Origin of the sequence: Aureibaculum sp. 2308TA14-22 (assembly GCF_040538665.1) — a bacterium.
Lineage (GTDB): Bacteria > Bacteroidota > Bacteroidia > Flavobacteriales > Flavobacteriaceae > Aureibaculum.
This window is the reverse complement of the sequence record NZ_JBEWXT010000001.1, coordinates 739725-765000: the sequence shown is the minus strand read 5'-3', so window position 1 is coordinate 765000 and position 25276 is coordinate 739725. Positions and strand designations below refer to the sequence as shown.

General features: G+C 32.7%; 23 protein-coding genes (1 of these 23 running past the window's edge). 9 read left to right on the top strand and 14 right to left on the bottom strand.

Going from position 1 to position 25276, the window contains the following annotated elements; all coding sequences use genetic code 11:
• Together U5A88_RS03440 and U5A88_RS03435 are read right to left on the bottom strand one after the other, a co-directional pair.
• Positions 1-319 carry the start of a potassium channel family protein gene (locus U5A88_RS03440; protein ID WP_354203797.1) on the bottom strand. 680 nt of this gene lie to the left of the window's left edge, so only the first 319 of its 999 coding nucleotides appear in the window; its start codon is at positions 317-319; its stop codon lies off the left edge, out of view.
• Position 320: 1 nt separating this feature from the next.
• Entirely contained in the window at positions 321-548 is a 228-nt protein-coding gene (locus U5A88_RS03435) for a PspC domain-containing protein (RefSeq protein ID WP_354203795.1), read from the bottom strand.
• 133 nt (positions 549-681) lie between these two features.
• On the opposite strand from U5A88_RS03435, the gene uvrA reads away from it, so the two are divergent.
• The 5 genes from uvrA to U5A88_RS03410 all read left to right on the top strand — a co-directional run bounded on the left by uvrA (position 682) and on the right by U5A88_RS03410 (position 9238).
• Positions 682-3501: an excinuclease ABC subunit UvrA gene (gene uvrA / locus U5A88_RS03430; protein WP_354203794.1), complete on the top strand. Its 2820-nt coding sequence runs from the start codon at positions 682-684 to the stop codon at positions 3499-3501.
• A 39-nt stretch (positions 3502-3540) separates the two neighbouring features.
• Positions 3541-4266: an LOG family protein gene (locus U5A88_RS03425; protein ID WP_354203793.1), complete on the top strand. Its 726-nt coding sequence runs from the start codon at positions 3541-3543 to the stop codon at positions 4264-4266.
• Positions 4267-4310: 44 nt separating this feature from the next.
• Positions 4311-5522, top strand: coding sequence for a T9SS type A sorting domain-containing protein (locus U5A88_RS03420; RefSeq protein ID WP_354203791.1), 1212 nt, complete (start codon positions 4311-4313; stop codon positions 5520-5522).
• Position 5523: 1 nt separating this feature from the next.
• Positions 5524-8328 (top strand): gluzincin family metallopeptidase, encoded by a 2805-nt coding sequence (locus U5A88_RS03415; RefSeq protein WP_354203790.1) that lies wholly within the window; start codon positions 5524-5526, stop codon positions 8326-8328.
• Positions 8329-8437: 109 nt separating this feature from the next.
• A complete protein-coding gene (locus U5A88_RS03410; RefSeq protein WP_354203789.1) occupies positions 8438-9238 on the top strand; it encodes a TIGR00266 family protein in 801 nt (266 codons plus the stop codon).
• Positions 9239-9303: 65 nt separating this feature from the next.
• Here the strand turns inward: U5A88_RS03410 and U5A88_RS03405 are convergent, their stop codons facing one another.
• The 9 genes from U5A88_RS03405 to U5A88_RS03365 form a co-directional block, all read right to left on the bottom strand.
• Positions 9304-10002, bottom strand: a complete 699-nt coding sequence (locus U5A88_RS03405; RefSeq protein WP_354203788.1) for a DUF4369 domain-containing protein — start codon at positions 10000-10002, stop codon at positions 9304-9306.
• Between the two features lie 137 nt (positions 10003-10139).
• Positions 10140-11447, bottom strand: a complete 1308-nt coding sequence (locus U5A88_RS03400; RefSeq protein ID WP_354203786.1) for a DUF819 family protein — start codon at positions 11445-11447, stop codon at positions 10140-10142.
• A 99-nt stretch (positions 11448-11546) separates the two neighbouring features.
• Positions 11547-14081 carry a M14 family metallopeptidase gene (locus U5A88_RS03395; RefSeq protein ID WP_354203785.1) on the bottom strand — a complete coding sequence of 845 codons (2535 nt, stop codon included), beginning with the start codon at positions 14079-14081 and terminating at the stop codon, positions 11547-11549.
• Positions 14082-14148: 67 nt separating this feature from the next.
• Positions 14149-16344 carry a DUF5916 domain-containing protein gene (locus U5A88_RS03390; RefSeq protein WP_354203783.1) on the bottom strand — a complete coding sequence of 732 codons (2196 nt, stop codon included), beginning with the start codon at positions 16342-16344 and terminating at the stop codon, positions 14149-14151.
• Positions 16345-16400: 56 nt separating this feature from the next.
• Positions 16401-16568, bottom strand: a complete 168-nt coding sequence (locus U5A88_RS03385) for an Arc family DNA binding domain-containing protein (protein WP_354203781.1) — start codon at positions 16566-16568, stop codon at positions 16401-16403.
• Between the two features lie 8 nt (positions 16569-16576).
• Positions 16577-16807 carry a hypothetical protein gene (locus U5A88_RS03380; protein ID WP_354203779.1) on the bottom strand — a complete coding sequence of 77 codons (231 nt, stop codon included), beginning with the start codon at positions 16805-16807 and terminating at the stop codon, positions 16577-16579.
• On the bottom strand, positions 16804-17328 hold the full coding sequence (locus tag U5A88_RS03375; RefSeq protein WP_354203777.1) for a hypothetical protein: 525 nt from the start codon (positions 17326-17328) through the stop codon (positions 16804-16806). Before U5A88_RS03375 ends, U5A88_RS03380 begins: the two co-directional genes overlap by 4 nt.
• 36 nt (positions 17329-17364) lie before the next feature.
• Positions 17365-17523: a DUF4177 domain-containing protein gene (locus U5A88_RS03370; RefSeq protein WP_354203775.1), complete on the bottom strand. Its 159-nt coding sequence runs from the start codon at positions 17521-17523 to the stop codon at positions 17365-17367.
• Between the two features lie 82 nt (positions 17524-17605).
• Entirely contained in the window at positions 17606-18460 is an 855-nt protein-coding gene (locus tag U5A88_RS03365; RefSeq protein WP_354203773.1) for an SPFH domain-containing protein, read from the bottom strand.
• A gap of 136 nt (positions 18461-18596) precedes the next feature.
• Here U5A88_RS03365 and U5A88_RS03360 point away from each other — a divergent pair, with 136 nt between their 5' ends.
• The gene (locus U5A88_RS03360) at positions 18597-19379 is read left to right on the top strand and encodes a S1/P1 nuclease (protein ID WP_354203772.1); all 783 of its coding nucleotides are present in this window, start codon (positions 18597-18599) and stop codon (positions 19377-19379) included.
• Here the strand turns inward: U5A88_RS03360 and U5A88_RS03355 are convergent, their stop codons facing one another.
• Positions 19380-20462: a hypothetical protein gene (locus U5A88_RS03355; protein WP_354203770.1), complete on the bottom strand. Its 1083-nt coding sequence runs from the start codon at positions 20460-20462 to the stop codon at positions 19380-19382.
• Between the two features lie 232 nt (positions 20463-20694).
• On the opposite strand from U5A88_RS03355, the gene U5A88_RS03350 reads away from it, so the two are divergent.
• Positions 20695-21393, top strand: coding sequence for a M15 family metallopeptidase (locus tag U5A88_RS03350; protein ID WP_354203768.1), 699 nt, complete (start codon positions 20695-20697; stop codon positions 21391-21393).
• A 60-nt stretch (positions 21394-21453) separates the two neighbouring features.
• On the opposite strand, the gene U5A88_RS03345 is transcribed toward U5A88_RS03350, so the two are convergent.
• Entirely contained in the window at positions 21454-21801 is a 348-nt protein-coding gene (locus tag U5A88_RS03345; protein ID WP_354203766.1) for a DUF6249 domain-containing protein, read from the bottom strand.
• 123 nt (positions 21802-21924) lie between these two features.
• On the opposite strand from U5A88_RS03345, the gene U5A88_RS03340 reads away from it, so the two are divergent.
• Together U5A88_RS03340 and U5A88_RS03335 are read left to right on the top strand one after the other, a co-directional pair.
• Positions 21925-22533, top strand: coding sequence for an RNA polymerase sigma factor (locus U5A88_RS03340; protein ID WP_354203764.1), 609 nt, complete (start codon positions 21925-21927; stop codon positions 22531-22533).
• Complete coding sequence (locus U5A88_RS03335) at positions 22514-22912, top strand: hypothetical protein (protein WP_354203762.1); 399 nt, start codon at positions 22514-22516, stop codon at positions 22910-22912. Before U5A88_RS03340 ends, U5A88_RS03335 begins: the two co-directional genes overlap by 20 nt.
• 2 nt (positions 22913-22914) lie before the next feature.
• Here the strand turns inward: U5A88_RS03335 and U5A88_RS03330 are convergent, their stop codons facing one another.
• Entirely contained in the window at positions 22915-25164 is a 2250-nt protein-coding gene (locus U5A88_RS03330) for an FUSC family protein (RefSeq protein ID WP_354203760.1), read from the bottom strand.
• Positions 25165-25276 lie beyond the last annotated feature (112 nt).

The window sequence follows — 25276 nt, the reverse complement described above, 5'->3', positions numbered from 1 at the left end:
ATTTTTCAATTGATTTTTGCACCTTTTTTAATTTTAGATTTTTAATGAATTCGCCACTGGCAACGTATTGTGTTAATATTGATAAAGCATAACCTAAAGTGGTAACGCTCATCAATATTAAAAAAATTGTAAACAACCTTTCGGACTCACTTAACGGATGTACCTCACCAAAACCAACAGTGGTAATGGTAATTATTGTCATGTAAAGTGCGTTAATAAAAGAATCGTTGGATAAGTACATATACCCAAAAACACCAAGGCAAATTACGCCAATAAATAATAATAGGGCAATATATAGCTTAGATCTGAATATGTTCATCTTATAAATCAAAAACAGAACTGCGTTTGGTATAAACCATATCTTTTAGTTTTAATAAGAATGCAATTGTCAAATAAATTCCGAACCAAAAACCCAGTGTAATAAAAGATATATAGATAAAAAACAATCTTACATTGGTTACTCTCATTCCTAATTTATCCGCTAATCTCGAAGAAACTTCGAAACCTCTTTTTTCAAAAAAATGGCGGATGGAATGTACTATTTTCATTTGCAAAATATTTGGATGCAATTTAATAATTAAATTGTAAAATTCAGACAATAATTCTTATTAAGAATTGATTTAACAGTAAAATCTGTTCGCAATTAATTATCTTTGCGTTTTTCCAACTTTTTTATAAAATATGTCAGAAAATTATATAGATGTTCAAGGGGCAAGAGTTCATAATTTAAAGAACATTGATGTTAAAATACCTAGAGAAAAACTTGTTGTTATAACTGGTTTGAGTGGTAGTGGAAAATCGTCATTGGCTTTTGACACCATTTATGCCGAAGGTCAGCGAAGATATATTGAAACTTTTTCTGCTTATGCAAGACAATTTTTAGGCGGTTTGGAGCGACCTGATGTTGATAAAATTGATGGATTGTCACCGGTTATAGCTATTGAACAAAAAACTACAAGTAAAAGTCCGCGTTCAACGGTAGGTACTATTACCGAAGTTTATGATTTTTTAAGACTGCTATTTGCACGTGCAGCTGATGCCTACTCCTACAATAGTGGTGAAAAAATGATTAGTTATTCTGATGAGCAGATTATCGATTTGATTTTAACCGATTTTGACGCTAAAAAAGCGATTATTTTAGCCCCAGTAATAAAATCCCGAAAAGGACATTACCGTGAGCTTTTTGAACAAATCTCTAAACAGGGTTTTGTAAAGGTTCGTGTTGATGGTCAAGTTATCGATATTGAAAAAGGTATGCGTTTAGACCGTTATAAAACGCATGATATTGAAATAGTTATTGACCGATTATTAGTTGAGAACAAACAACAAAAAAGGTTAGAGGAAACCATTAAAACCGCAACGTATCACGGTGATGACACCATTTTAGTATTGGATACCGAGACCAATAAAACTAGGTATTTCAGTAGAAGTTTGATGTGCCCTTCAACGGGAATTTCCTATCCGAAACCCGAGCCAAATTCATTTTCTTTTAATTCACCAAAAGGTGCTTGTGACAATTGTAATGGTCTAGGAACTGTAAATGAAGTTAACATTGATAAAATAATTCCTGACCCTGAAGCTTCGATAGCTAATGGCGGTATCGCACCTATCAACGAACAAAAAAGCAAGTGGATTTTAAAACAAATTGAACTAATTGCCGAACGGTATAAATTCAAATTAACAACGCCTATCAATAAAATACCTAAAGAAGGGTTAGATGTTATATTATATGGCGGTAAAGAAAAGTTTGAAGTACTCTCTAAAGAAATGGGCATTACTCGAAATTATACTATTGATTTTGAAGGTATTGCCAACTTTATAAAATATCAATTTGACGAAACTAGTTCGGTTTCCATAAAACGGTGGGCTTCTTCTTATATGGACGAAAACAATTGTTCGGTATGTGATGGTTCTCGTTTAAAAGTAGAATCATTACATTTTAAAATTCAAGGTAAAAATATTGCAGATTTGGCCGAGATGGATATTGTTCAATTGGCAGATTGGTTTAAAAAAATAAAAAGCAAGCTGAGCAAAACTCAGATAGCCATTGCCGAAGAAATTCTGAAGGAAATTGAGACAAGAATCCAATTTTTATTGGATGTAGGGTTGGATTATTTGGCATTGAGCCGAAGTTCAAAAACCCTATCGGGTGGTGAAGCACAACGTATTCGGCTGGCAACACAAATTGGCTCTCAACTAGTGGGTGTTTTGTATATATTAGATGAACCCAGTATAGGTTTGCACCAACGAGATAATCATAGATTAATAGATTCGTTACAAAAATTAAGAGATATAGGTAATTCCGTTTTGGTGGTTGAACATGATAAGGACATGATTGAACATGCCGATCAGGTTATAGATATTGGTCCAAAAGCAGGAAAACATGGTGGAGAAATTATCAGCAATTCAACTCCTAAAGAGTTACTGAAAAGCAAAACCTTAACTGCTGATTACATTAATGGCACCAAAGAAATAGCCGTACCAAAAGAAAGAAGAAAAGGCAATGGCAAAGCAATTATTTTAAAAGGAGCTACGGGCAATAACTTAAAAAACGTTTCTATAACCTTACCGCTAGGCAAAATGATTTGTGTTACTGGGGTTTCGGGCAGTGGAAAATCTACTCTGATTAACGAGACCTTGTACCCTATTTTAAATCATCATATATACAGAGGTGTAAAAGCCCCAATGCCTTACAAGAGTATTGACGGATTAAAACATATCGATAAAATAATCGATATAAATCAGTCTCCAATTGGTAGGACACCGCGTTCAAACCCTGCCACTTATACTGGTGTTTTTAGTGAGATACGGAATTTATTTGCTAAAACTCCGGAAGCCTTGATTAGAGGCTATAAACCAGGCAGATTCTCTTTTAATGTTAAAGAAGGAAGATGCGAAACTTGTGAAGGTGGAGGCGTTCGGGTTATTGAAATGAATTTTTTGCCTGATGTTTATGTAGAGTGCGAAACCTGTATGGGTAAGCGTTTCGATAGAGAAACATTAGAAATTAGATATAAAGGAAAATCCATTTCAGATGTGTTGAATATGACCATTGACGAAAGTGTTCAATTTTTTGAGCATATTCCTAAAATACATAGAAAACTAAAGACCATAAAAGATGTTGGCTTAGGTTATATAACATTAGGGCAGCAGTCCACTACTCTATCTGGTGGTGAAGCCCAACGTATAAAGTTAGCCACAGAACTTTCAAAAAAAGATACCGGAAATACCTTCTACATTTTAGACGAACCCACAACAGGCCTACATTTTGAAGATATTGATGTATTGATGAAAGTATTAAATAAATTGACAGATAAAGGCAATACGGTTTTAATAATTGAACACAATTTAGATGTAGTAAAATTGGCAGATTATATTATTGATATTGGCCCCGAAGGTGGTAAAAACGGTGGGGAAGTTTTGTGTACAGGTACACCCGAAGAAATAGTAAAAGTGAAAAACAGTTATACTGCACAGTTTCTAAAAAAAGAGTTACATTAGCAACTGATAGGATTATCTATAATTAAAATTACAAAACATATGTCGCCAGAATTAAACTCCAATGAGGATAGAAAAATTATTGAAAAATTTCAACATAAAACGTGGAACGAAATAAAAACCAATGATACGTGGGCCATATTTAAAATTATGGCCGAATTTGTAAACGGTTATGAAAAAATGAGTAAAATTGGCCCATGTGTGAGTATATTTGGGTCTGCTAGAACCAAGCCTGAACAGAAATATTATAAACTTGCTGAGAACATTGCGTACGAACTTACGCAAAATGGCTACGGTGTTATTACTGGAGGTGGTCCCGGAATTATGGAAGCAGGGAACAAAGGTGCCCATAGAGGCAAGGGTGCGTCCGTTGGATTAAATATTGATCTGCCTTTTGAACAACACGACAACCCATATATAGATCCAGATAAAAATTTAATGTTCGATTACTTTTTTGTACGTAAAGTAATGTTTGTAAAATACGCACAAGGGTTTGTAGTAATGCCCGGTGGATTTGGCACACTGGATGAGCTTTTTGAAGCCATGACACTTATCCAAACTAAAAAAATAGGTCGATTTCCTATAATTCTTGTAGGTTCAGATTTTTGGAGCGGTATTTTTGATTGGGTTCAAAAGGTACTTATTGATCAATTTGAAAATGCCAGTCCAGAAGATATGGACTTAATACAAATTGTTGACACAGAAAAAGAAGTGGTAGATCTGCTTAATAGCTTCTATAAGAAATACAGTTTGAGTCCAAACTTCTAAGAAATTTTTCTACAATAGTGAAACTAAGGTTTGTCATATTAATAATGATTTTTTGGAGCTCCTTTACGGAAGCCCAAGGTGTTATTAAGACCATGTTTTATAATTTATTGGAATTTCCCGAAGCACCACCTTCAAATAGATCAACTATTTTAAAAACTATTCTGGACGATTATCAACCCGACTTGTTTATGGTATGCGAACTTCAATCCGAAGAAGGGGCGAATACTATTTTAAATACTTCGTTACAAACAGCTGATAATAGATATGCTAAGGCCAATTTCGTTTCTAATCAATCAAACCCTACCACAGATTTACAACAATTGGTTTTTTACAATAGCAAAAAATTAATTTTGGAAAACCAAGATGTAATTACTACTGGAATCAGGGATATTAACCATTACCTTTTTAAACTCAATACACCAGACAAGGCAACAAACCCAATTTATTTAGATGTTTTTGTGGCACATTTAAAATCGAGCCAAGGTTTTGAAAATGAAGACAAACGTTTAGATATGGTGTTAGATTTTACCAGTACTTTAATTAATATACCTTCTGACCATTATGTTATTATTTCAGGAGATTTTAACCTTTATACAGGTCAAGAAGGTGCTTATCAAGAATTACTAGATCCAACAAACGCCATCGTACTTAAGGATCCAATTGATAAAGATGGTAACTGGCATAATAATTCGTCTTATCAAGATATTCATACACAATCGAGTAGAGATTCAAATGATGATTTTGATAACAGAGGTGCTGGTGGTGGAATAGATGATCGGTTTGATTTTATTTTAATTTCTGAGAATTTAGAAAACAGTACTACTTTAAAATATACTCCAAATTCATACAAAGCCTATGGAAACAATGGCAATTGCTATAATAAATCCGTAAACGATGTAAGTTGTACCGGAACATTTAGTCAAACTATCAGAGATGCATTATATAATATGAGTGACCATTTGCCAGTTGTTATGCAACTAGAAACAGACAAAGTGTTAAGCACTGAAAATAATTTACTTGCTAAGGGTTATTTAAAATTTGTAAATGGTAATTTAGTAAGAAAAAATATCACTTTAAAAGTTGATGCTAGTATTTTAGACCAGCAAATTGTTATATATAATGGTATGGGGCAACAAATTAAATCGGTTACATTAAATCAACAAATTACAACTGTAGACGCAACTAATCTTGCAAATGGTATCTACTATATAAAACTACAAAACACAACCTCAACGCTAAAATTTATTAAACTATAAATTGAGGATTTCAAGATACATTATCGCTATATGCTGTTTTTCAGCCCTAATTTGCCATGCTCAAAGCAATAAGATAACTATTGATGCCGAACTTGATTATCTAAACAAGGAGTTAAAAATTCAACAAGAGATAATTTACCATAATACATCAAACGTTAGTTTAGATACGTTATATTTTCACAACTGGGCTGCCGCTTATAAGAATAGACGTACACCTTTGTCTAAACGGTTAATTGAAGATTATGATAAAAGCCTATATTTTGCTAAATCTGAATTAAGAGGAAATACCCTTATAAAAAATATATCAAGTGATTATGTATCAGACAAATGGTTTATTGATAAAAATAAACCGGACATCATAAAAGTTGTTTTAAACGAACCCTTAATTGCTAAAGATTCGGTTAGACTTACATTGACTTACATAACAAAAGTTCCATCTTCGATATTTACAAAGTACGGACAGGAAAATAATACTTATAATTTAAGGTATTGGTATATGACACCTGCTGTTTTTAATGGTAATTGGCAAACCATGAGCAATTTGAACATGGATGATTTATATATGGAGCCTTCGGTGTATGACATAAAAATTTCTATTCCGCAAGGTGTTCATCTTAGCACTGATTTAAATTATACAAAAGCAATAAATCCACCACATACAACATATCACTTAACCGGTAAGGATAGAGTTGATATCGAGCTTAATATTAATGTAGTCAATGATTTTGTTGAATTTGAAACCATTCCAAAAGTAATTACAAATTTGAACGGTACAGTTTTAAGCAATCCATTAAAAACAGATATTGTTAATAGAGAGTTGGCTTTTATAGAAAAGTATTTAGGCAAATATCCTCATGAAAAATTATTGGTAAATAATATAACGTATAGCAAAAATCCTATTTATGGACTAAACCAATTACCAAAAATATTCAATCCCTTTTCTGGAGCTTTTGAATGGGATATTAAAATGTTTAAAGCTCTTACACGTAAATACTTAGAAAACACCATTATAGTAAACCGAAGAAAAGATGCATGGATACTTGACGGAATACAAAATTTTTTAATGATAAAATATGTTGAACATTATTATCCCGAAATTAAAGCTATGGGTAATATTTCAAAAATATGGGGTGTAAGAACTTTTAATATTGCAAAATTAAATTTTAACGAAAAGTATCCATTTGTATATCAGTTTGCTGCACGTAAAAATTATGATCAGGCGTTAACTACTCAAGCAGATTCACTATCTAATTTTAACAGAAAAATAGTTAACAAATACAAGGCTGGTCTTGGACTTCAATATTTAGATGAATATTTGAACGATAGTATTGTTTACGGTAGCATAAAGGAGTTTTATAAAAAAAGTTTAAACAAGAAAACGAGTAGCAATCTGTTTAAAAACATTATTACCGCTAAAGCTGATAAAGATTTAAGCTGGTTTTTTGGCGATTATATAAATACTAAGAAAAAGATAGATTATACCATCAAAAAAGTAAAACAAACTAAAGATTCTGTTCATGTAACCATTAAAAATAGAAGAAACATAACCGTGCCCATAGCTCTTTATGGTGTTAAGAAAAAAGAAATTACATTTAGAAAATGGCTAACCAATATTGATACAACATCAATCATAGCTATCCCTAAAGGAGATTATGATCGTTTATCCTTAAATTACGAGTATTTATACCCTGAACTAAATTTGAGAGACAATTGGAAAAACTTAAAAGGCCTGTTTAACAAGCCCGTTCAATTCCGGTTTTTTAAAGATGTAGAAAACCCTTACTACAATCAGGTTTTTTATAATGTTTTTGCAAGCTATAATTTATACGATGGTTTAATTTTAGGTCCAAGTCTGTATAACGAAGCAATTTTTAAGAAAAAGTTGTTGTATAAAATAATACCAACTTATGGTACTAATAGCGGTAAGGTAACTGGTGCTGCTTCTTTTGTTTATCAACATATACCTGAAGAAACATCTGTTTATAGATACAGAATTGGAATGAGTGCGAGTAATTTTCATTATGATAGAAACTTAAGCTACGTTAGGCTATCTCCGTTTGCATCTGTAGAGTTTAAAAGAAAAAGTTTACGTGATGTTGGTGGTAATGCTTTATCTGCAAGATATATTATTGTAAACAAAGAAATTCCGCAGGGTGTTCCAAAATTAGAATCTGACAATTATAGTATCTTAAACCTTCGTTATGGTTACACAAAACCAGATATAATTGAAGACTTACGCTATAATATCGATTTTCAATTAGCAAATAAATTCAGTAAACTGGCATTGGATTTAAGGTATAGAAAATTAACCGATAAGAATAGACAATATGATTTTAGGCTTTATTTAGGCACATTCTTGTCAAATAAGACAAATACAGATTTCTTTAGTTTTTCGTTAGATAGACCCTCAGATTATTTATTTGATTACAGTTTTTTAGGTCGATCGGAAAAATCGGGTTTTTTAAGCCAACAAATTATTATTGCAGAAGGTGGTTTTAAATCTGTATTCGAAAATCCCTACGCCAATCAATGGATGTTTACTACAAATAACAGTATGAGTATTTGGCGTTGGATAGAAGCTTATGCCGATGCAGGTTTCTATAAGAACAAAAATGAACAAGCCATTTTTAGGTATGATAGTGGTATAAGATTAAACTTTGTCCACAATTTTTTTGAAGTTTATTTTCCAATCCAATCCAGTTTAGGTTTTGAACCTACTCAGCCAGATTACGCTTCTAAAATTAGATTTGTAATTACACTACAGCCAGAGAAATTAATTGGCTTAATAAGAAGAGGGTTTTTCTGATAGTAATTTTATTCTCTTCTGTAACATTTCTACCCAAAACTATACTTATAGTTAAGTATTAACAAAGAATTTAGTAATTTTAATAACTCTAATTTAAAACCTCAATACCATGACATCACACGAAATAGATTATACCATTTACGGAGAAGAAATGCAATTTGTAGAAATTGAACTTGATCCGCAAGAAGCCGTTGTAGCCGAAGCAGGAAGTTTTATGATGATGGATAACGGGATTAAAATGAGTACTATTTTTGGCGATGGATCTGGGCAAACAGAAGGTTTTATGGGAAAACTATTCTCTGCTGGAAAACGTTTGTTGACGGGAGAAAGTTTATTTATGACTGTTTTTTTGAATATTGAACATGGTAAAAAGAAAGTTTCTTTTGCTTCGCCTTATCCTGGCAAGATTATTCCACTTGACTTAACCAATTTTAATGGCAAATTTATCTGTCAAAAAGATGCTTTTTTATGTGCTGCCAAAGGTGTTTCCGTTGGTATTGAATTTTCTAAGAAACTGGGTAGGGGTTTATTTGGAGGTGAAGGTTTTATCATGCAAAAATTAGAAGGTGACGGCATGGCATTTATGCACGCTGGTGGTACAGTATCTAAAAAAGAACTGCAAGCTGGAGAAAAATTAAAAGTAGATACGGGTTGTTTAGTTGGTTTTACACAAGGTGTAAATTACGATATTGAATTTGTAGGGGGTATCAGAAATACCGTTTTTGGTGGCGAAGGTTTATTCTTTGCTACTTTGACTGGTCCAGGTACGGTTTATGTACAGTCTTTACCTTTTAGTAGGTTGGCAGGCAGAATTATCGCTTCTGTACCAAGAACGGGAGGTAAAAGTAAAGGTGAGGGTAGTATTTTAGGTGGTATTGGTGATTTATTGGATGGTGATAATAGATTCTAATCAGTTGACAGTCGACAGTCTTCAGTCTTCAGTAAAGTTTGTAACTGAAAACTACGGGCTGAATACTAATTATTATTTTTCTTCCGCTCTATAATAAAATCGTTTAAAATTTTACCGTATTTAGAATCCTTAATCTCTGGAGTTAGACTATTATTAACACTATCTATCCACATTAAGTTGGCATCGCTAAACTCGGTTAACGCAACAAAAGGAGCAACTTCTTTATCCTTATTTCTCAACGCGAAACCAATAGCATATCTGTACCTATTTTTTAACAAATTATTTATAGCCTTAGCAATCGAATCAATACTAACAGTGTCATTGTCTCGTTTCGCCTCAAAATCAGCCTTAACCAAATCTAAACGTTTTCCGCTGTATTTACTTTTCATATCATTGTATTCGTCCAATAGTTCTTGGTTGGTCAATCCGTTAATTTCTGGCGAAATTTGAAATTTATCTAATTTTGTATTGATAGTTATTGTTCCTCTTTCACCAAAAAAAGCAATTTCTTTACTAGGTGATTTGTCTAAAGATAGATAGTACATTTCTGGACTTTCAATCTCGGCAGATAACGTATAAATCTCTGTTCCATCCAAAGTAATTGAATCAACCGTTACCATTAGTGAATCGTTCTGTTTTTGCAAGTATAGCGTACCTTTTTTAAGATCTTTTATCGTACCCTGAACAATCATAGTATTTTCAGAATCTTTTCCACAGGCTATTAAAACTAGACCAACTAGAACTAGAGTAAGTATTTTTTTCATTGAATTGAGATAAATTTTACGAGTGCAAATATATGTAAATAGATTGTAGTGGATAGTGGTTAGTAATTAGAGTTTTTGAAATACATAAATTTAAAATGTTATACAAACTAACCACTAAAAGCTAACCACTAATCACTTTATTGTGCAACAATCTGCATTAAAATTGTACAAGCGATAGCTCCAACTGTACCTACGGCATATCCGAAAACGGCCAACAACACCCCAACGGTTGCCAATGAAGGATGAAAAGCAGATGCCACTATCGGTGCAGATGCCGCACCACCAACATTTGCCTGACTGCCTACAGCCAGAAAGAAATAAGGTGCTTTTATCAATTTAGCTACTAAAATTAAAAGTGCCGCATGAATTGTCATCCAAACCAACCCAATAGCCAATAAGCCCATATTGTCAAAAATCAAGGTCAAGTCCATTTTCATACCTATAGTAGCTACCAAAATATAGATAAATACACTGCCGAATTTACTTGCACCTGCTCCTTCGAAATTTTTAGCTTTAGTATAAGATAATGCAATGGCGATAATCGTTGAAATACTTATCATCCAAAAGAACTTGGAATCTAAAAATGTAAATACGTTTTTGGTTGTGGGGTTTTCGATACCACCGACAACACCAGTAAAGAGTTCTGCCAAATAATCTCCCGAAAAATGAGCAAAACTAACCGCACCAAAAGCAATCCCAGCCATAATCATAAGGTCGCTCAAACTTGGGTTTCTGGTAATCTCTGCGGAATAGGTAGAAACTTTTTCTTTAAGGCTCTCAATGGCCGAAGTATCTGCTTTTAACCATTTATCTATACGTTTAGACTTACCAATACCTATTAAAATTATCGCCATCCAAATATTTGCCACTACAATATCCACAAAGACCATTCCGCCATACAATTTTTGGTTAAACCCGTAAATTTCCAGCATGGCCGTTTGGTTGGCACCACCACCAATCCAACTTCCGGCCAAAGTGGCCAAACCTCTCCATACAGCATCTGGCCCAGCACCACCAACAGTTTCGGGCGAAAACATAGAAACTAATAAAATAGCAATGGGCCCACCTATGATTATCCCGACCGTTCCGGTAAAAAACATGACCAAGGCTTTCCAACCTAGATTGAATACTGCTTTTAAATCGATACTTAGGGTCATGAGTACTAATGCTGCTGGTAATAAGTAACGGCTAGACATATAATATAAGCTGGTACTGTGTTCTGTGACTTCACCTGTATCTGAGACCGTTTGCCATTCAGGGGCAATTAAACCTGCAGTGGTAAACACAGCGGGTAGCATATATGCCACAAATAAAGCAGGCACTATACCATAAAACTTTTTCCAAAAACCTTCTTTTTTTGAGGATGTATAAAAAATAAAGCCCAAGGCTAACATTAGTAATCCGAAAACAATGGTGTCATTGGTAAAAAGAGGTGATGTATCCATAGTATTAATTATTCGCTATTTGTATTGTTATTTTTTAGTATTCAAATTTAGCAGATTCCTCACTCCATTAAATATTTCGTTCGGAATGACATTACAAAGTTATTGACCTACCATAAAAACGGCATTGCAGAACACTAACTTTCCGTTTTCCCAAAAGCTTCTGAACAATGGGTTATCTGCTAAATAAATTACTGCTCCTCTACCCTTTCTTTCAACACCAAAAACTAATGATTTTTCAATATCGTTTAGGGCATTTGCCCCTGCAAACCCGCTTACTAAATCGTTTTTACTTTTAATTACACTCACGTTGCTTCCATTTTTCAAGTAGGCATACCTATTGCTACTTAAACGTAAAGTATTGTAATTTTTTCCATACCCAAAACCTAGAGGGTGTGTATTATCCATCGTAGCTTTAAAAATACTTCCGGTTATTAGATTGGATAATGATTTACGCTCCAATTGATCGTAAGCCTCAAGTTCTAATTTTTGTTTTTGTGCTTTCTTCTCTTTTTGTTTTTCAGACTTTTCATCATCATCTTTATAATTTGATAAGTCAAAGGCCTCGCTATCGGCAAAAACACTAAGGGCTCTGTCTATGACAATTAACCTTCCTCCGTTTTGGACCCATTTTTTTATTTCCTTTAATTTATCCTTATTGAGCAAGCTATCGTACCAGCCACTTGGCAGCACCAAAACATTATATTTGTCTAAATTTACCCTATTGAAATATTCCGTATCCAAAACAGTTATCGGGTAATGAATTTGTTGCTCAAAAAAGTGCCAAATTTCTCCAAAGCCGAGTGAAGAAACTCCATCACCAGAAAGTACCGCAATTTTAGGAGCTTTTAGGTAACGGACGGCACTTGAGCCAAAATCTTTACCTTTGGTTACAAACCCCGTAGCTACTCCGGTAACTTTTCTATCAAATTTTTGTGTGGCTTTTCGGATAATTGCATCAAATTTTTCGCCCAGCTTTTCATTACCTCTTCTTGTAATAACCAAAGTCCCAGCTTTATAATTATTACCCTCAATGGTAAAAGCAGATTCTGAAAATCGAACCTTAACTTTGTTTTGTAATAAATAGCCTAAAAAGGTAGCATCGTCAGTACTGTTCCATTTTGCCAAATACGCATATGGCTTTTCAACGCCTACTGGGTCTGCTCCAACCGCATCTGCAGGCATTGATTCTGATGCTAGAGCGTTAGCTAAAGCATACGCTTTTAAACCTCTACTATAAGGTATGGACCACGCAGTAATATCATAGGTTAACGAATCAACAATTTTGGTTTGAGGTTCAAACAATGCATTTATGAAATTTGACTTTGGCTGATTCGTATTAATAACCATATCCTTTGAAGAAAATCGCATTGATTTTGTTGTATTACTTTCATAGTCAAAAGCCTTTACAGAGGCATTGGAAGTTGGCATTCCGTATTTAATTTGATGCTTTTCTAGCAACTTTTTAAGGCTATTTAACTTGTCTTTTCCATTACTACCACTAATTACATAACTTTTATATTTCCCTTTTGGATTATTTGTAGCCCTATTAAAGTATGCAATAAATTCTTGTTGCAATTTATCCGCATGATCAGATGCCATTTCAATAGTTGACAAACCCGTGGTGTAGTGGTGTGCAATTCTATCCTTGAGCGTTAGCACATCGTCATCGGCGGTTTTAATTCCCAAACCTGCTCTTCCGCTACCGCCTTGTTCATAAGTCATACCAATAGCTCCATTATACATAGGGTAGGTATCTCCATAGCTAGGGTATAACAAATCAAATCTTTCTTTAGTAAAATATAACCAGCTATTTTTATCGAAATACTTGGCGTGGTTTTTACCAATGACTACTTGAAACTCACGTTGAAAGTCAGTTATTATTTCGTGGTAAGGTTCTGCTGCTGGAGCAAAATAATATGGACTATTAACTCCCTGTTCGTGAAAATCTACATGGACATGTGGCATCCATTTGTTGTATTCTTCTAAACGTGATTGGGTTTCTGTTTGTGTTGCCCAAGCCCAATCTCTATTTAAATCGAACAGGTAATGATTAGCTCTACCACCTGGCCAAGGCTCATGATGTTCTTTAGAATCGGGATTAATATTATAGGGTTTGTTTTGATATTGGTTGTACCAATTAACATAACGATCTCGCCCATCGGGATTGATACAAGGGTCAATAATTACAATGGTATTTTCTAACCATTTTTTAGTTTCAGTGTTGTTAGAATCTACCAAAGCGTATAGGGTTTTCATAGCTGCTTCTGTACTTACTGATTCGTTCCCGTGTACATTATAGCTCAACCAAACAATAGATATTTCTGAATTGGCTTCTCCATTTAAGATACCAATGGATTTTAAATGATTGGTACGTAAATTTTCTAATTTAGAGAAATTCTTAGGTGCTGTAATAAATGCTAATTGTAATGTGCGATTCTCATAAGTTTCGCCATACTTTATCAATTTTACATTTTCATTTTCCTTGGCAATATGTTTAAAATAATCTACCACTTGGTGATGTCTGGTAAAACGGTCACCAAGTTCATAGCCCAAAAATTCGGCAGGTGATTTTAATTGAGAAAATGTAGTAAGTGTAATTAGAAAAAGTAAGCAAAAGAAAAATATATTTTTCATGGGATGATTTTTAATACTTCAAATATATGCAATATGTTTAAAAGCTGAGTCAGGCCAATCTCTTAGTTTAAATACTTATCCAATAGGTAAACTTAATCGATAGCGACCGTTGACGTGGAGCAAAACCATTTGCAAAATAGTTATCGTTATAAACAATAAATAAATCTGACAATGGTTTAAACCGCCATTGCAATCTAGAATTAATTCCAAAATTATCACGTTGATTACTGTATTGCACAAAAGTTGACCAAAATAGCTTTTTGCTAAAAGTTATATCGGCTTTTGGCCCGACCAACCAAATAGAAGCATCTTGATAAGGAGCCGGTAAATTAATTTTATCATAATTTATGTTTGCTGAGGCAAAAAAGTAAGGCTGTAATCGCCATCCTAATTGTGCCTCTAAAGAAAATTTGTTACCATTATAAAACTGGCCAACTGAAGATTCTAGCTCATAAGAGAACTGTTTACTCCTGTCTGATTGGTAACTCAATTCAAAACTTGTATAGCTATAATCACTCTCTGCTGGCAACGGAATTCCATCGTCAGACCTAGTAGGGTCAAACTCGTCAAATAAATATGTATAGCGGTTAAACATTGATAAAGTCAATTCTGATTGGTTATTAAATTTACTTTCCCAATCTGTAATTATAATATAGTCAGAATTTTTAAAATTGAGTTCTGGTTTCCAGATAAAAATGGGAACAACACTAATACTATGCTGATTAAATATTCCTTTTTTTGGCCAAAAATTATATCCTATTTTGGGATCTATCTTAAAAATATCTGTACGTCTTACAAAACCTAGGTCCGACCTGAAATTATCATCGACAAAACGACCGCTAAGTCTTGCATTAAAGTTTTTAGCATTATATTCCGTTGACACTCCGAAAGAATAATCTTTCGACTTTACATTTGGAGAAAATGATTTGTGTAAATAATATTCGCCAAACCAAGTATTATCAGCAGAAGCCAGATTATACTCTAAGCCTAAAACTCTATTATAAGTATCTGTTTCTTCTAGAAAATCATAGTCTTTTGTTGCTTGTTTATTTATAAACATAAAACTTAAATTAGAACGGCTAAACATTTTTTGTTGCAAGGCCACTACAGCATTATTACTCGCAGCAATCTCATTATCAACATCTTCTGCAGTTTGCATATTTAGTATACCTAATCTTAAATTATTAGTTAACTTTCCACTAAGCCTTACGCCTGCTATAATATCATTTTCAATAGTGTTGCCATCAATATCTTCTGCAATACCAATACGTCTTGAGAAAAACGGTTTTGCATCTCTATTATCACCAAAATCTGAAAAGAGATCACTATTTTCAACAAAAAATTGCCTCCTTTCGGGCAAAGCGATACTAAAGCGTGTAAGATTGGTGACTTGCTGGTCAACCTCTACCTGAGAAAAATCAGGGTTGATTGTAAAATCTAAGTTCATACTATTACCGATGGTTATTTTTGCATCACCACCAACCTTAAAAGAAAAGTCATCAGTGTTTTCTTCATAATCTTTATATGCACCTGTATTTATAAATGGAATTAAGGAAATGGGTGACTTAGACTTACCGAGTGGTTTTTCAAAAATCATATCACCCATATAGGCTAAATTAAAAATGGGTTGATTCTGAGGGATTTGGGTCCAAGTACTGCGTTCGTTGTCTTGCGTATCAAATCTGTAACTATTAAAACGCCATTTGGTTTCTCCTTCATTGTATTTGAAAGCCGAAAGTGGTATTCTCCACTCAGCTAAATAATAATTATCATATATTTTAGATTCACCAATCCATTTGGTATCCCAGCTCGTATCAAAGCCATTATTACCTGACCCGCCACCAGAAATTAAAGCCTCTCTTAAAACTCCCTGAGGATTTGTACCGAAGAAAAAGGCATTGGTACCATCATTAAAAGTATCAAAATACAAACTGATATTATCATTACCACCCGCTCTAAAGTCTCTACGTAATGAAGGAATAACATAATCATTACCAGAGGCAAAAACCTTTATGCCTACATACAAGTAATTATCATCAAATAACATTTTAATTTCCGATTGCTGCTTAGATTGTATGGAATCTGAAGGGAAGTATTGCCAAAATTTATCTGCCTTATCAGCCAGTTGCCAAGCGGATTCATCTAAAACAGCATCAATATTTATAGGCTCACTAATGTACTTTACTGTTACCTGTTTTTGTGCGTTTACAATACAATAGGATAACAGAATTGTCAGAAAGATAAGGTTGTTAAGGTATTTCATTGGCTGATTAATACCCCAAATATATCATTTTTTATAAAAGTCTCTTCAAGAAGTTCTTACTCTTTTTCTTTTTTCTTAGGCTCCCGCTTCGCCTCTTTTAAACTCCGCTGCAACATCCACTCTATTTGACCATTGGTGCTTCGAAATTCATCAGCAGCCCATTTTTCAATAGCTTTAAAAGTTTCCTCATTTATCCGTAATGCAAATGCTTTTTTCTTAGCCATAATATATACTACTTCTTTACCACCACTTTTTGGTTGATAAATTTTGCAACTCCTGTTACCAATTTTTCACTAATTGGTAAATCACCATTAATATAAATATTAGTTTTTTGCGTTATTAAAGCACTTTTAATAGTTACCTTTTCGGATGGAATATTCAATTCTTTTCCTTTATAATTATTTTCTTGTGCATATCCAATAATGGTTATACAAAAACACAACATAATAACTATAATTTTCATTCTGTAGTTTTTATAAATTTTGATTGATAAGTATCTAAAACCCTTTGAACTTCAACTTCTTTTTGTGTTCCTATTAACATTTTTTTTCCATTGGTTAATTCTATTTGAATGCCTTGGTTACCTTTAATGTTGTATGCTTTACCATTAGATACTTTGCCGCTAGATCTTAAAATATTACCTCTATATCCCCAACCACCATACTCCGAAATTGCATTATATTTTCTCACATACACATTGCTAATATCACTCCAAGCTATTAAGTATTGCTTTCTATGAAAAGGAGTAAATCTATAATGTATTCCTTTTTCGTCAATTCTTGTATGCAGTGTTATCATGCGTATTATAAGAATTGCAGCTAAGGTCAATAAAAATGAAATAGACAGAGCTATTTTAGCAACTTTATCTTGAAGTATTTCTTCAGAATTTATAGCTACAGGAATTATCATTGCCAATAAAGAAGCTCCGATAATAATATAAAGCCACCACTGATTAAATTTTTGTTTTTCTCTGAAAATTTTCATTATAAATTAGATTTAAATTTGGAAATCACACCCAAACTATCTGTTTTTATCCCTTTCAAAAACTATCCTAGTAGATTGTTCTGCAATATGGCGGACCGTCCAACCTGATTGTGCATGTTGGTTTAATGTATCTTCTAATTTTCTATTATTCCCTGTCAATCCCCGTTTCCAAGTAACTACTTTATATTCTTTCATTTTACTTCTGTTTTTTTATATTCCTATTTAACGCTACCCCCTTTCGTAGAAGGTTGCCCCGATAGCTATCTTGAGGCGTTTTTTATGTTAAAGTACCTGTGTTCAATACGGGCGTAGCATCTTTATCGGAACATAAAATCACCATTAAATTGCTTACCATAGTGGCTTTTCGCTCTTCATCAAGATCTACAATATCTTTTTTGCTTAATTCGTCCAAAGCCATTTCTACCATACTCACTGCACCTTCAACAATCTTATGTCTAGCAGCAACAATAGCAGTAGCTTGCTGACGCTTTAACATAGCATTTGCAATTTCTTGGGCATACGCCAAGTAACCAATTCTAGCTTCCAGCACCTCAATACCTGCCATTGCCAAACGTTCAGAAAGTTCTTCTTCCAAAGCCTCACTTACCTCATTTACACTAGCACGCAACGTAATATCCTCATCCAACCCTTCGTCCGCAAAATTATCGTAAGGATATAAACTTGCCAATTTCCGTACCGCTGCATCACTTTGTACACGTACAAAATTCTCAAAATTATCAACATCAAAAGCGGCTTTATAAGTGTTTTGTACACGCCATACTAAAATGGTACTAATCATTATCGGATTACCTAACTTGTCATTTACCTTTACTCGTTCGCTATCAAAATTACTTGCCCTTAAAGAAATTTTTCTTTTGGTATAAAACGGGTTAGCCCAAAAGAAACCATTTTCTTTAACCGTACCTACATATTTACCAAAAAGCAACAACACTTTTGATGTATTAGGGTTTACCAAGAAAAATCCTGGCAGTAAAAAAATTCCAATAACTACTGCTATAACAAATGCAATATCGATATTGATGAATCCGTAAATACCACCGCCAATTAAAACGAGGGCAAAAAACAACATGAAATAACCGTTGGGCACTTTTATAATTTTCTCTTCTTTCATTGTATTAAGATTTAATATTAGTTTGTTTGTAAATTTATTATGATATTAATTTGATATCACAAAGATATAACATTATTTTTGATATTTGCAAATAATATCACCAATTAATTTCCTATTTTTGTACAAAATCTTTAGTATGAGTTCAAAAATTTCACTTTTTTTATCAGCATTGTTTATTTCAAGTTCCATATTTGCTTCAGTTACTGATTGGGGACCAACCGGTCATAGAGCAACAGGAGAAATTGCAGAGAGTTACCTAAAGAAAAGAGTGCTTAAAAAAATTGACAAGTTACTTGATGGGCAAAGTCTGGCCTTTGTTTCAACTTATGGAGACGAAATAAAATCAGATAGAAAATATGACAAATTCTATACATGGCATTATGTGAACATGCCTTTTGATAAAACTTATGAAACATCCGAAAAAAACCCAAAAGGTGATTTGGTTACAGGAATTAATAAATGTGTTGAAGTTTTGAAAGACGAGAATAGCTCTAAAGAAGACAAGGTTTTTTACTTAAAGATGCTAGTGCATTTAGTAGGTGATCTGCATCAACCAATGCATGTTGGCAGAGCCGAAGACAAAGGTGGCAACACCATACAAGTACAGTGGTTTGGTAGAGGTACAAATTTACATAGAGTATGGGATGAAAATATGATTGAAGAATGGGGCATGAGTTATTTAGAATTGGCAGAAAATGCCGAGGATTTATCAAAAGAACAGATTAAGGTTATTAAAAAAGGATCAGTAGTTGATTGGGTAAATGGCATGCATAAATTGACAAAAGAAGTTTACGGTTCTGTAGAGATAGGTGAAAACTTACGTTATCAATATAACTACGATTATTTTAAAACCGTTAGAAAACAATTACAAATTGGCGGTATCCGATTGGCAAAAATATTAGAAGATATTTTTGGATAATTAAATTTTATCAATCTGATTATTTCTAATAATATAAGGATTTAAGTTTTGATAATTTCTATTCACAAAATTTAATGCACTTTTTAATATTTCACCCATACTCTCAGATTTTTTAAAATTAACATCACCGGTTAATTCTAACAGTCCATTTTTAAGTTCTTTTATTTTCTCGGTCGAGGATAATACATCATTACCCATGCAATTCAACACCTCATCTAATCTTGTTTGTTCACTTGTGGCTCTTTTAGCTAATAAAGAACGTTCTTCTAATTTATATTGGTCAATTGATTCTCTTCGCAAAACATCAGTAGTCATTTCTACCAGCTTGTTATTCTCTTTTAAAAATTGGGGCTTATAAACTTTTGGGTTGCCCTCAAAACTTTGTTGATCAAAATCAATAGCTCTAATTCTATATTGAATTCTATCAAAGTCATGAGTCAAAACCATTACATAATTATAGGAACGCATGTCACCTAATAAACGCACAAAACAACGTTCGTTAAACTTTACAAACTCTTTCGCTATAGCTCTTTTGTCTTGTTCCGAACATAAATCTAAATGTTTTTCAATAAAAGTATCGCCTGGTATTCCTGAGATATGCTCTTCAATTAAAGTATCTTTATAAACTAGAAAATAAATATAATTTGGTGATAATAAGTGTTCAAGCTCCAACCCATAAATACGTGATGCATCTGCTTTTTTAATATAAAAAAAGAGGTAATTGTCATTTAAAATATTTCTAACCTTAATTCTAAATGGTTTTGAATTGCCAAAAGTGCAAAAATCAATGCTATCAATATTCAAATAAGGTATCATAGTATCACTACCATCAGCATTTAAAATGGTATAAATACGTTTTAAGCTCATTTCTATCTCATCGCGTTCATGTTCTGCAAAATATACACTGACCCACAACGTATCGTTTCCATCTTCATCAAAAATTTCTACTGCTCCCTGAAAACGCAACAAATCTTCATAAAAAATAGGGATCTTAATATTCCTGCCATGTTTGGTAAGATAATTTGAAAGCTTATCCGTAATAGGAAAGGCAGGCTTTTTCTTAGACATTAATTTTTGATCCATTTTACTCTTAAATTTTGCTTAAATATAGTGATAAAACCTATTTGAGGTTCTATCTTACCTTTATATTTAAAGTTTGAATGGTAACTTTTTTAATTGATAAATAATGAAAATTTTATTTTTTAAAGCTTGTAATAGTTAAGCTTATTACCTTACTACTCACTTGCCATTACACTTTTTTATAAAATATATTGAATACTTTAGCGTTAAACTCTTAACCCAAAAGATTAAATTAATGAAAATTTTAAATTTCATAAAACTTTTATCAGTTATAGTATTAGTTAGTATTTCTGTTCAAATTCAAGCTCAGAATAAATCAGGTACGCTACCTGAAGGTTTTGTTTATGTAAAAGAGGTTATCCCTAAATTAAGAACCGATTTACGTTATTATTCAGATAATAACTTTATTGGACGACCAATCGATGGGTACAACAAACCTAAATGTATCTTAACCGTAGAGGCTGCAGAGGCATTAAAGAAAGTACAACAAGAATTTGAAAAATTAGGCTTTGGCCTATTGGTGTTTGATGCTTACAGACCACAGCGTGCTGTTAATCAATTTATAAAATGGGCACAAGATACCACTGACACCAAAATGAAAGAAAAATACTATCCTAACATAGATAAAAAGGATTTATTTAAAGAGGAATATATTTCCGCTAAATCTGGACATAGTAGAGGAAGTACGGTAGATTTAACCATAGTATCTTTAAAAACTGGACATATATTAGACTTAGGTAGTGATTTTGATTTATTTGATGAAAGATCTAATGTAAATTATAAAAACGTTACCAAAAACCAACGTTCCATTCGATTAATGTTACAACGTAGAATGGTAAAACACGGTTTTAAGCCACATGAAAAAGAATGGTGGCATTTTACGTTAGCTAAAGAGCCTTATCCTGATACTTATTTTGATTTCTCTATAGAATAAAACAACAAAAAATCCGCTTTTAAAGCGGATTTTTTGTTGTTGTCAATTACTAAAAGAAATCTATTCTTTATCTAAGTTCTTTGTTAAAAAGAATCCGACTAGTAAGCCAGTACCAGCCATTAAGAAAATTGTACCTGGCATTATAATATGCTGCGGGTCATTAAGGTTTTGATGAAGAATTCCTCCAATAACAATACCTGCACCTATCCCCATCAGCAACAATGCCAAATTAAGCGTCAAAACTTTCCATACTGGAGCCGTATGTTCTCTACCTCTAGCAAATATCTTTGCATCTGCTCCTTTTTCAATTAGTGCCATCCGTTCTTTATTCCTTGTTGTAAAATACAAATAGAAAATTCCGAAAATTCCTGCAAAGATTAATGGTAATATGATTACTTCTGATCCCATAATTAGTTAAATTTTAATTGATTAATTTTAATGTGTTATATTGTTTATGACGGTACACTTTTAATTATGGTTACAGATTTAACAACATATTTTTTCAATAAAAGTGTAACCAAAACTTATTTTTTGAAGTCATATAGTTATATGACCGAAATCAGTGACCAAAATTATATAACAGAAATACTAGATGGTGATACTCAGAAATACTCAGTATTAGTTAATTGTTATAAGGATTTGGTATATACGTTAGCGTTGCGGATGGTTAAAAACAAGGAGGAAGCTGAAGAAATAAGCCAAGATACGTTTATAAAGGCTTTTAAGTCATTAAATAAATTTAAAGGAGAATCAAAATTTTCAACTTGGCTCTACAGTATTGCCTATAATACATGCTTGGATCGTTTAAAAAAGACAAAACGACAACAACAAACCGTGGCCATTAATGAATTTACCGAAAACCAAATTAAAACACTGGAAAATGTATTGGACACAATGGAGCAAGAAGAAAGAAAAATTGCGATTAAAAATTGTATGCAATTGCTACCAAGTGAGGATAGTTTTTTATTAACCTTGTATTATTTTGAAGATTTATCATTGGATGAAATAGCAAAAATTGTTAATTTAAAACCAAATAATATAAAAGTGAAACTGTTTAGAAGTAGAAAAAAATTAGCAACTATTTTAAAAAAAAGGTTATCACCAGAAATAATAGAGCATTATGAATACGGAAGAAAGTAAAAATATAGAAAAATTAATAGATAAGGTGATGCTTGATAATGAATTACATTCAACATCTACAGATTTTTCAAATACCATTATGGCTCAAGTTGAGCAAATGAACCAGCAAAAAGTATTTGAGTACAAACCGCTAATTTCAAAAAAAATATGGGTACTTATTTGTGTTTCAATAATTGCACTGTTAACCTACATAACGCTTTACGGAAACCTAGCAAAATCAAAATGGATGAATTATTTCGAACTTGATTTTAGCAAAAATCTTATACCTGAATTAAATTTTTCTAATACAACAATTTATGCAGCTACAATAGTATCTGTGCTTTTTTTAGTACAAATTATTATACTGAAAAACTATTTTAACAAAAGATTGAGTATATAGAATTATCGTAAAACATTTTTATATTTAAACGTTGCTTTTTTAAGATTTTCCGTTAAGTTTTTTAGCCAAATTAACTGATTGTACAGTAGATGTGCTTCTTGCAAATTGATAAGCATTTCTTTTTTAATGCCCAATTGACCAGATTGTATTTCTTGATTTCGCTCATTAGCTAAATTAACGTAGTTATCCAATAACTCTTCTTTTGCAGTTTCTACACTATCCTGAGCGGTAATTTCTAATTTTTTATTTTTATCTAAAATATTAGCAGTTTCTTTCAACGTATTACTTAGGTGTTCTATAAAAACATCAAACTGCTCTTTTAGGGAATTCACCTCGTGTTTTTGAATAAAACTTCCCAAAGAAGCAATAGCTGATATAATAGTATGATTTAACGTAACAATATCATAGATAAGAGAAAATTCTTTTTGTTTAGACCTAGGGTCTTCTGTTACTTTCTGAAATGCAGCGTTTAATTCACTCATTGCCAAAAAGGCCTCTTTTCTAGGCACTTTATATTGCGGATGAAGTGCGTTTTTTGAATTGTACATTTCTTTGGTTGCCAACAGATAATTATCATTTCTTTTAAGCACCTCTAAAATATCCTGATCCAAATTCCTAAACTCCCATAATGGCCAAAGTATATAGTTTGCAATGACTGCCAATATTGCTCCAATTAAAGTATCCAACACACGGTAACCTATTACTTCAAATGCATCAGGTTGTAATAATGCATACACAAAAATAACATGCAGCGTAATAAAAGCTGCTCCGGCTTTGTAGTTTTGTTGAATTAACGAAAAAGCAAAAGTTAATGATAATATGGCCAAAACACCATAGACAATTATGTTTTGGGTTGTAAAAATAATCAATGCAGCAACCGCAGCCCCAATTACAGTTCCAATAATTCTATTTAGAGAACGCTCTTTGGTCAGTCCATAATTAGGTCGCATAATAACGATTAGGGTCAGAATTATCCAATACGCATTTTTTATGTCTAAAAAACTCCCTAATAAATATGCAGTTACTACGGTTACACTTAAACGCAAAGCATGTCTAAAAATAGTAGACTTAAAACTTAAATGCTCGAAAAGCAATGAAAAACTGTATTCTTGCAGTGTAATAAACTGGCTCGCATCCTGCCTTTTCAACGATAATTTAGATGCATTTTCAACATTTGACATTGCTCTTCTGATAGCTCTGATTTGGTCTAACAATTGCAACTGGTAACTATAAAGATTTCGTAAAGTCAATGCTCCTTCTCTAGCCTTTGGCAGACCTATTTCGTTCACGTAATTTTCAATAGTTTGCTCTGCTTTTTCAAAAACTATTAGCAAGGTGTTCTTAGAAGGAACCTTATCATTATTTATGATTTTTTCTGACAACATCCTTAAATGATTACCCATAGCCTTATTGACTTCTTTAAATGCTATCAAGTCTCTTTTTTCAGGCTTAAACAGTATGTCGATTTTTGAGTAATCAATAGTATTTGCAATAGCAAGTTCTAAAATATCTACCAACGAAATAAAGATGAGCAATCGTTTTTCTTCGTAATGGGAGCGACCAGATTTCTTTCTTTTTATAAATAACGATTCTCTAAGGGTTTCGTGCTTTTCGTTAATTTTGGTCTGTAATTCTAAAATCTTTTTGAAAAGTGTATCATGTTGCTCTCTTTCCACCAACAATTCACCCCTTATTTCCAAGTATTCTCCAGTTAAGTCTAAAGCTTCTGAGAGTAGCTGTTTCTCGTCTTTTTTAGAAGATATTCTGTTTAACAGAAATGAAAATAATAGATACCATAAGCCACCAATTATCATAAAGCCAGCATGCAATAAAATATCCACACCATATAGGTTCTTTACTGCTAGAGCCAATACCATGGCCAACAATCCAGAAAATGCAATTAACGATCCTCTAAAGCCATATATGGCAATCATTGCACAAAAAAAGGATAAAAAAGCAAGTACAATCAATAATATAAAAAAATAGGGTTTGGCAAATAAAACTATTGCAGTAACCGCTACCGTCAATACAATACTGATTAAAATTCCATTCACTTTTCGTTTCAAACTTCCTGGAATATCACTTGGTGCATTTACAAAAGTTCCGAAAACAATAGGTAAGATAATTGATGTTTGATCTATAACATATAACAAAACCATTGGGATGATTACAGCAATTGTTAATACAATACCTCTGTAAAAACTAGCCCCTTTTATAAATAATTCTATATTTTTTAAGGTTTCTTTTACCATTTCTTATATACCGTAAAGGTAATTTAAGTTAAATTTAATTACGATAAAAAACCGCTTTTCTTATCAAAGAAAAGCGGTTCAAAATTCTATCCCGAGCCCTAACGGGATTAAT

Bases quoted from the DNA above. Each gene is read 5' to 3' on its own strand.
- U5A88_RS03435 (WP_354203795.1), bottom strand. From the start codon at position 548: ATGAAAATAGTACATTCCATCCGCCATTTTTTTGAAAAAAGAGGTTTC.
- uvrA (WP_354203794.1), top strand. From the start codon at position 682: ATGTCAGAAAATTATATAGATGTTCAAGGGGCAAGAGTTCATAATTTA.
- U5A88_RS03425 (WP_354203793.1), top strand. From the start codon at position 3,541: ATGTCGCCAGAATTAAACTCCAATGAGGATAGAAAAATTATTGAAAAA.
- U5A88_RS03420 (WP_354203791.1), top strand. From the start codon at position 4,311: ATGATTTTTTGGAGCTCCTTTACGGAAGCCCAAGGTGTTATTAAGACC.
- U5A88_RS03410 (WP_354203789.1), top strand. From the start codon at position 8,438: ATGACATCACACGAAATAGATTATACCATTTACGGAGAAGAAATGCAA.
- U5A88_RS03405 (WP_354203788.1), bottom strand. From the start codon at position 10,002: ATGAAAAAAATACTTACTCTAGTTCTAGTTGGTCTAGTTTTAATAGCC.
- U5A88_RS03400 (WP_354203786.1), bottom strand. From the start codon at position 11,447: ATGGATACATCACCTCTTTTTACCAATGACACCATTGTTTTCGGATTA.
- U5A88_RS03395 (WP_354203785.1), bottom strand. From the start codon at position 14,081: ATGAAAAATATATTTTTCTTTTGCTTACTTTTTCTAATTACACTTACT.
- U5A88_RS03390 (WP_354203783.1), bottom strand. From the start codon at position 16,344: ATGAAATACCTTAACAACCTTATCTTTCTGACAATTCTGTTATCCTAT.
- U5A88_RS03385 (WP_354203781.1), bottom strand. From the start codon at position 16,568: ATGGCTAAGAAAAAAGCATTTGCATTACGGATAAATGAGGAAACTTTT.
- U5A88_RS03380 (WP_354203779.1), bottom strand. From the start codon at position 16,807: ATGAAAATTATAGTTATTATGTTGTGTTTTTGTATAACCATTATTGGA.
- U5A88_RS03375 (WP_354203777.1), bottom strand. From the start codon at position 17,328: ATGAAAATTTTCAGAGAAAAACAAAAATTTAATCAGTGGTGGCTTTAT.
- U5A88_RS03370 (WP_354203775.1), bottom strand. From the start codon at position 17,523: ATGAAAGAATATAAAGTAGTTACTTGGAAACGGGGATTGACAGGGAAT.
- U5A88_RS03365 (WP_354203773.1), bottom strand. From the start codon at position 18,460: ATGAAAGAAGAGAAAATTATAAAAGTGCCCAACGGTTATTTCATGTTG.
- U5A88_RS03360 (WP_354203772.1), top strand. From the start codon at position 18,597: ATGAGTTCAAAAATTTCACTTTTTTTATCAGCATTGTTTATTTCAAGT.
- U5A88_RS03355 (WP_354203770.1), bottom strand. From the start codon at position 20,462: ATGGATCAAAAATTAATGTCTAAGAAAAAGCCTGCCTTTCCTATTACG.
- U5A88_RS03350 (WP_354203768.1), top strand. From the start codon at position 20,695: ATGAAAATTTTAAATTTCATAAAACTTTTATCAGTTATAGTATTAGTT.
- U5A88_RS03345 (WP_354203766.1), bottom strand. From the start codon at position 21,801: ATGGGATCAGAAGTAATCATATTACCATTAATCTTTGCAGGAATTTTC.
- U5A88_RS03335 (WP_354203762.1), top strand. From the start codon at position 22,514: ATGAATACGGAAGAAAGTAAAAATATAGAAAAATTAATAGATAAGGTG.
- U5A88_RS03330 (WP_354203760.1), bottom strand. From the start codon at position 25,164: ATGGTAAAAGAAACCTTAAAAAATATAGAATTATTTATAAAAGGGGCT.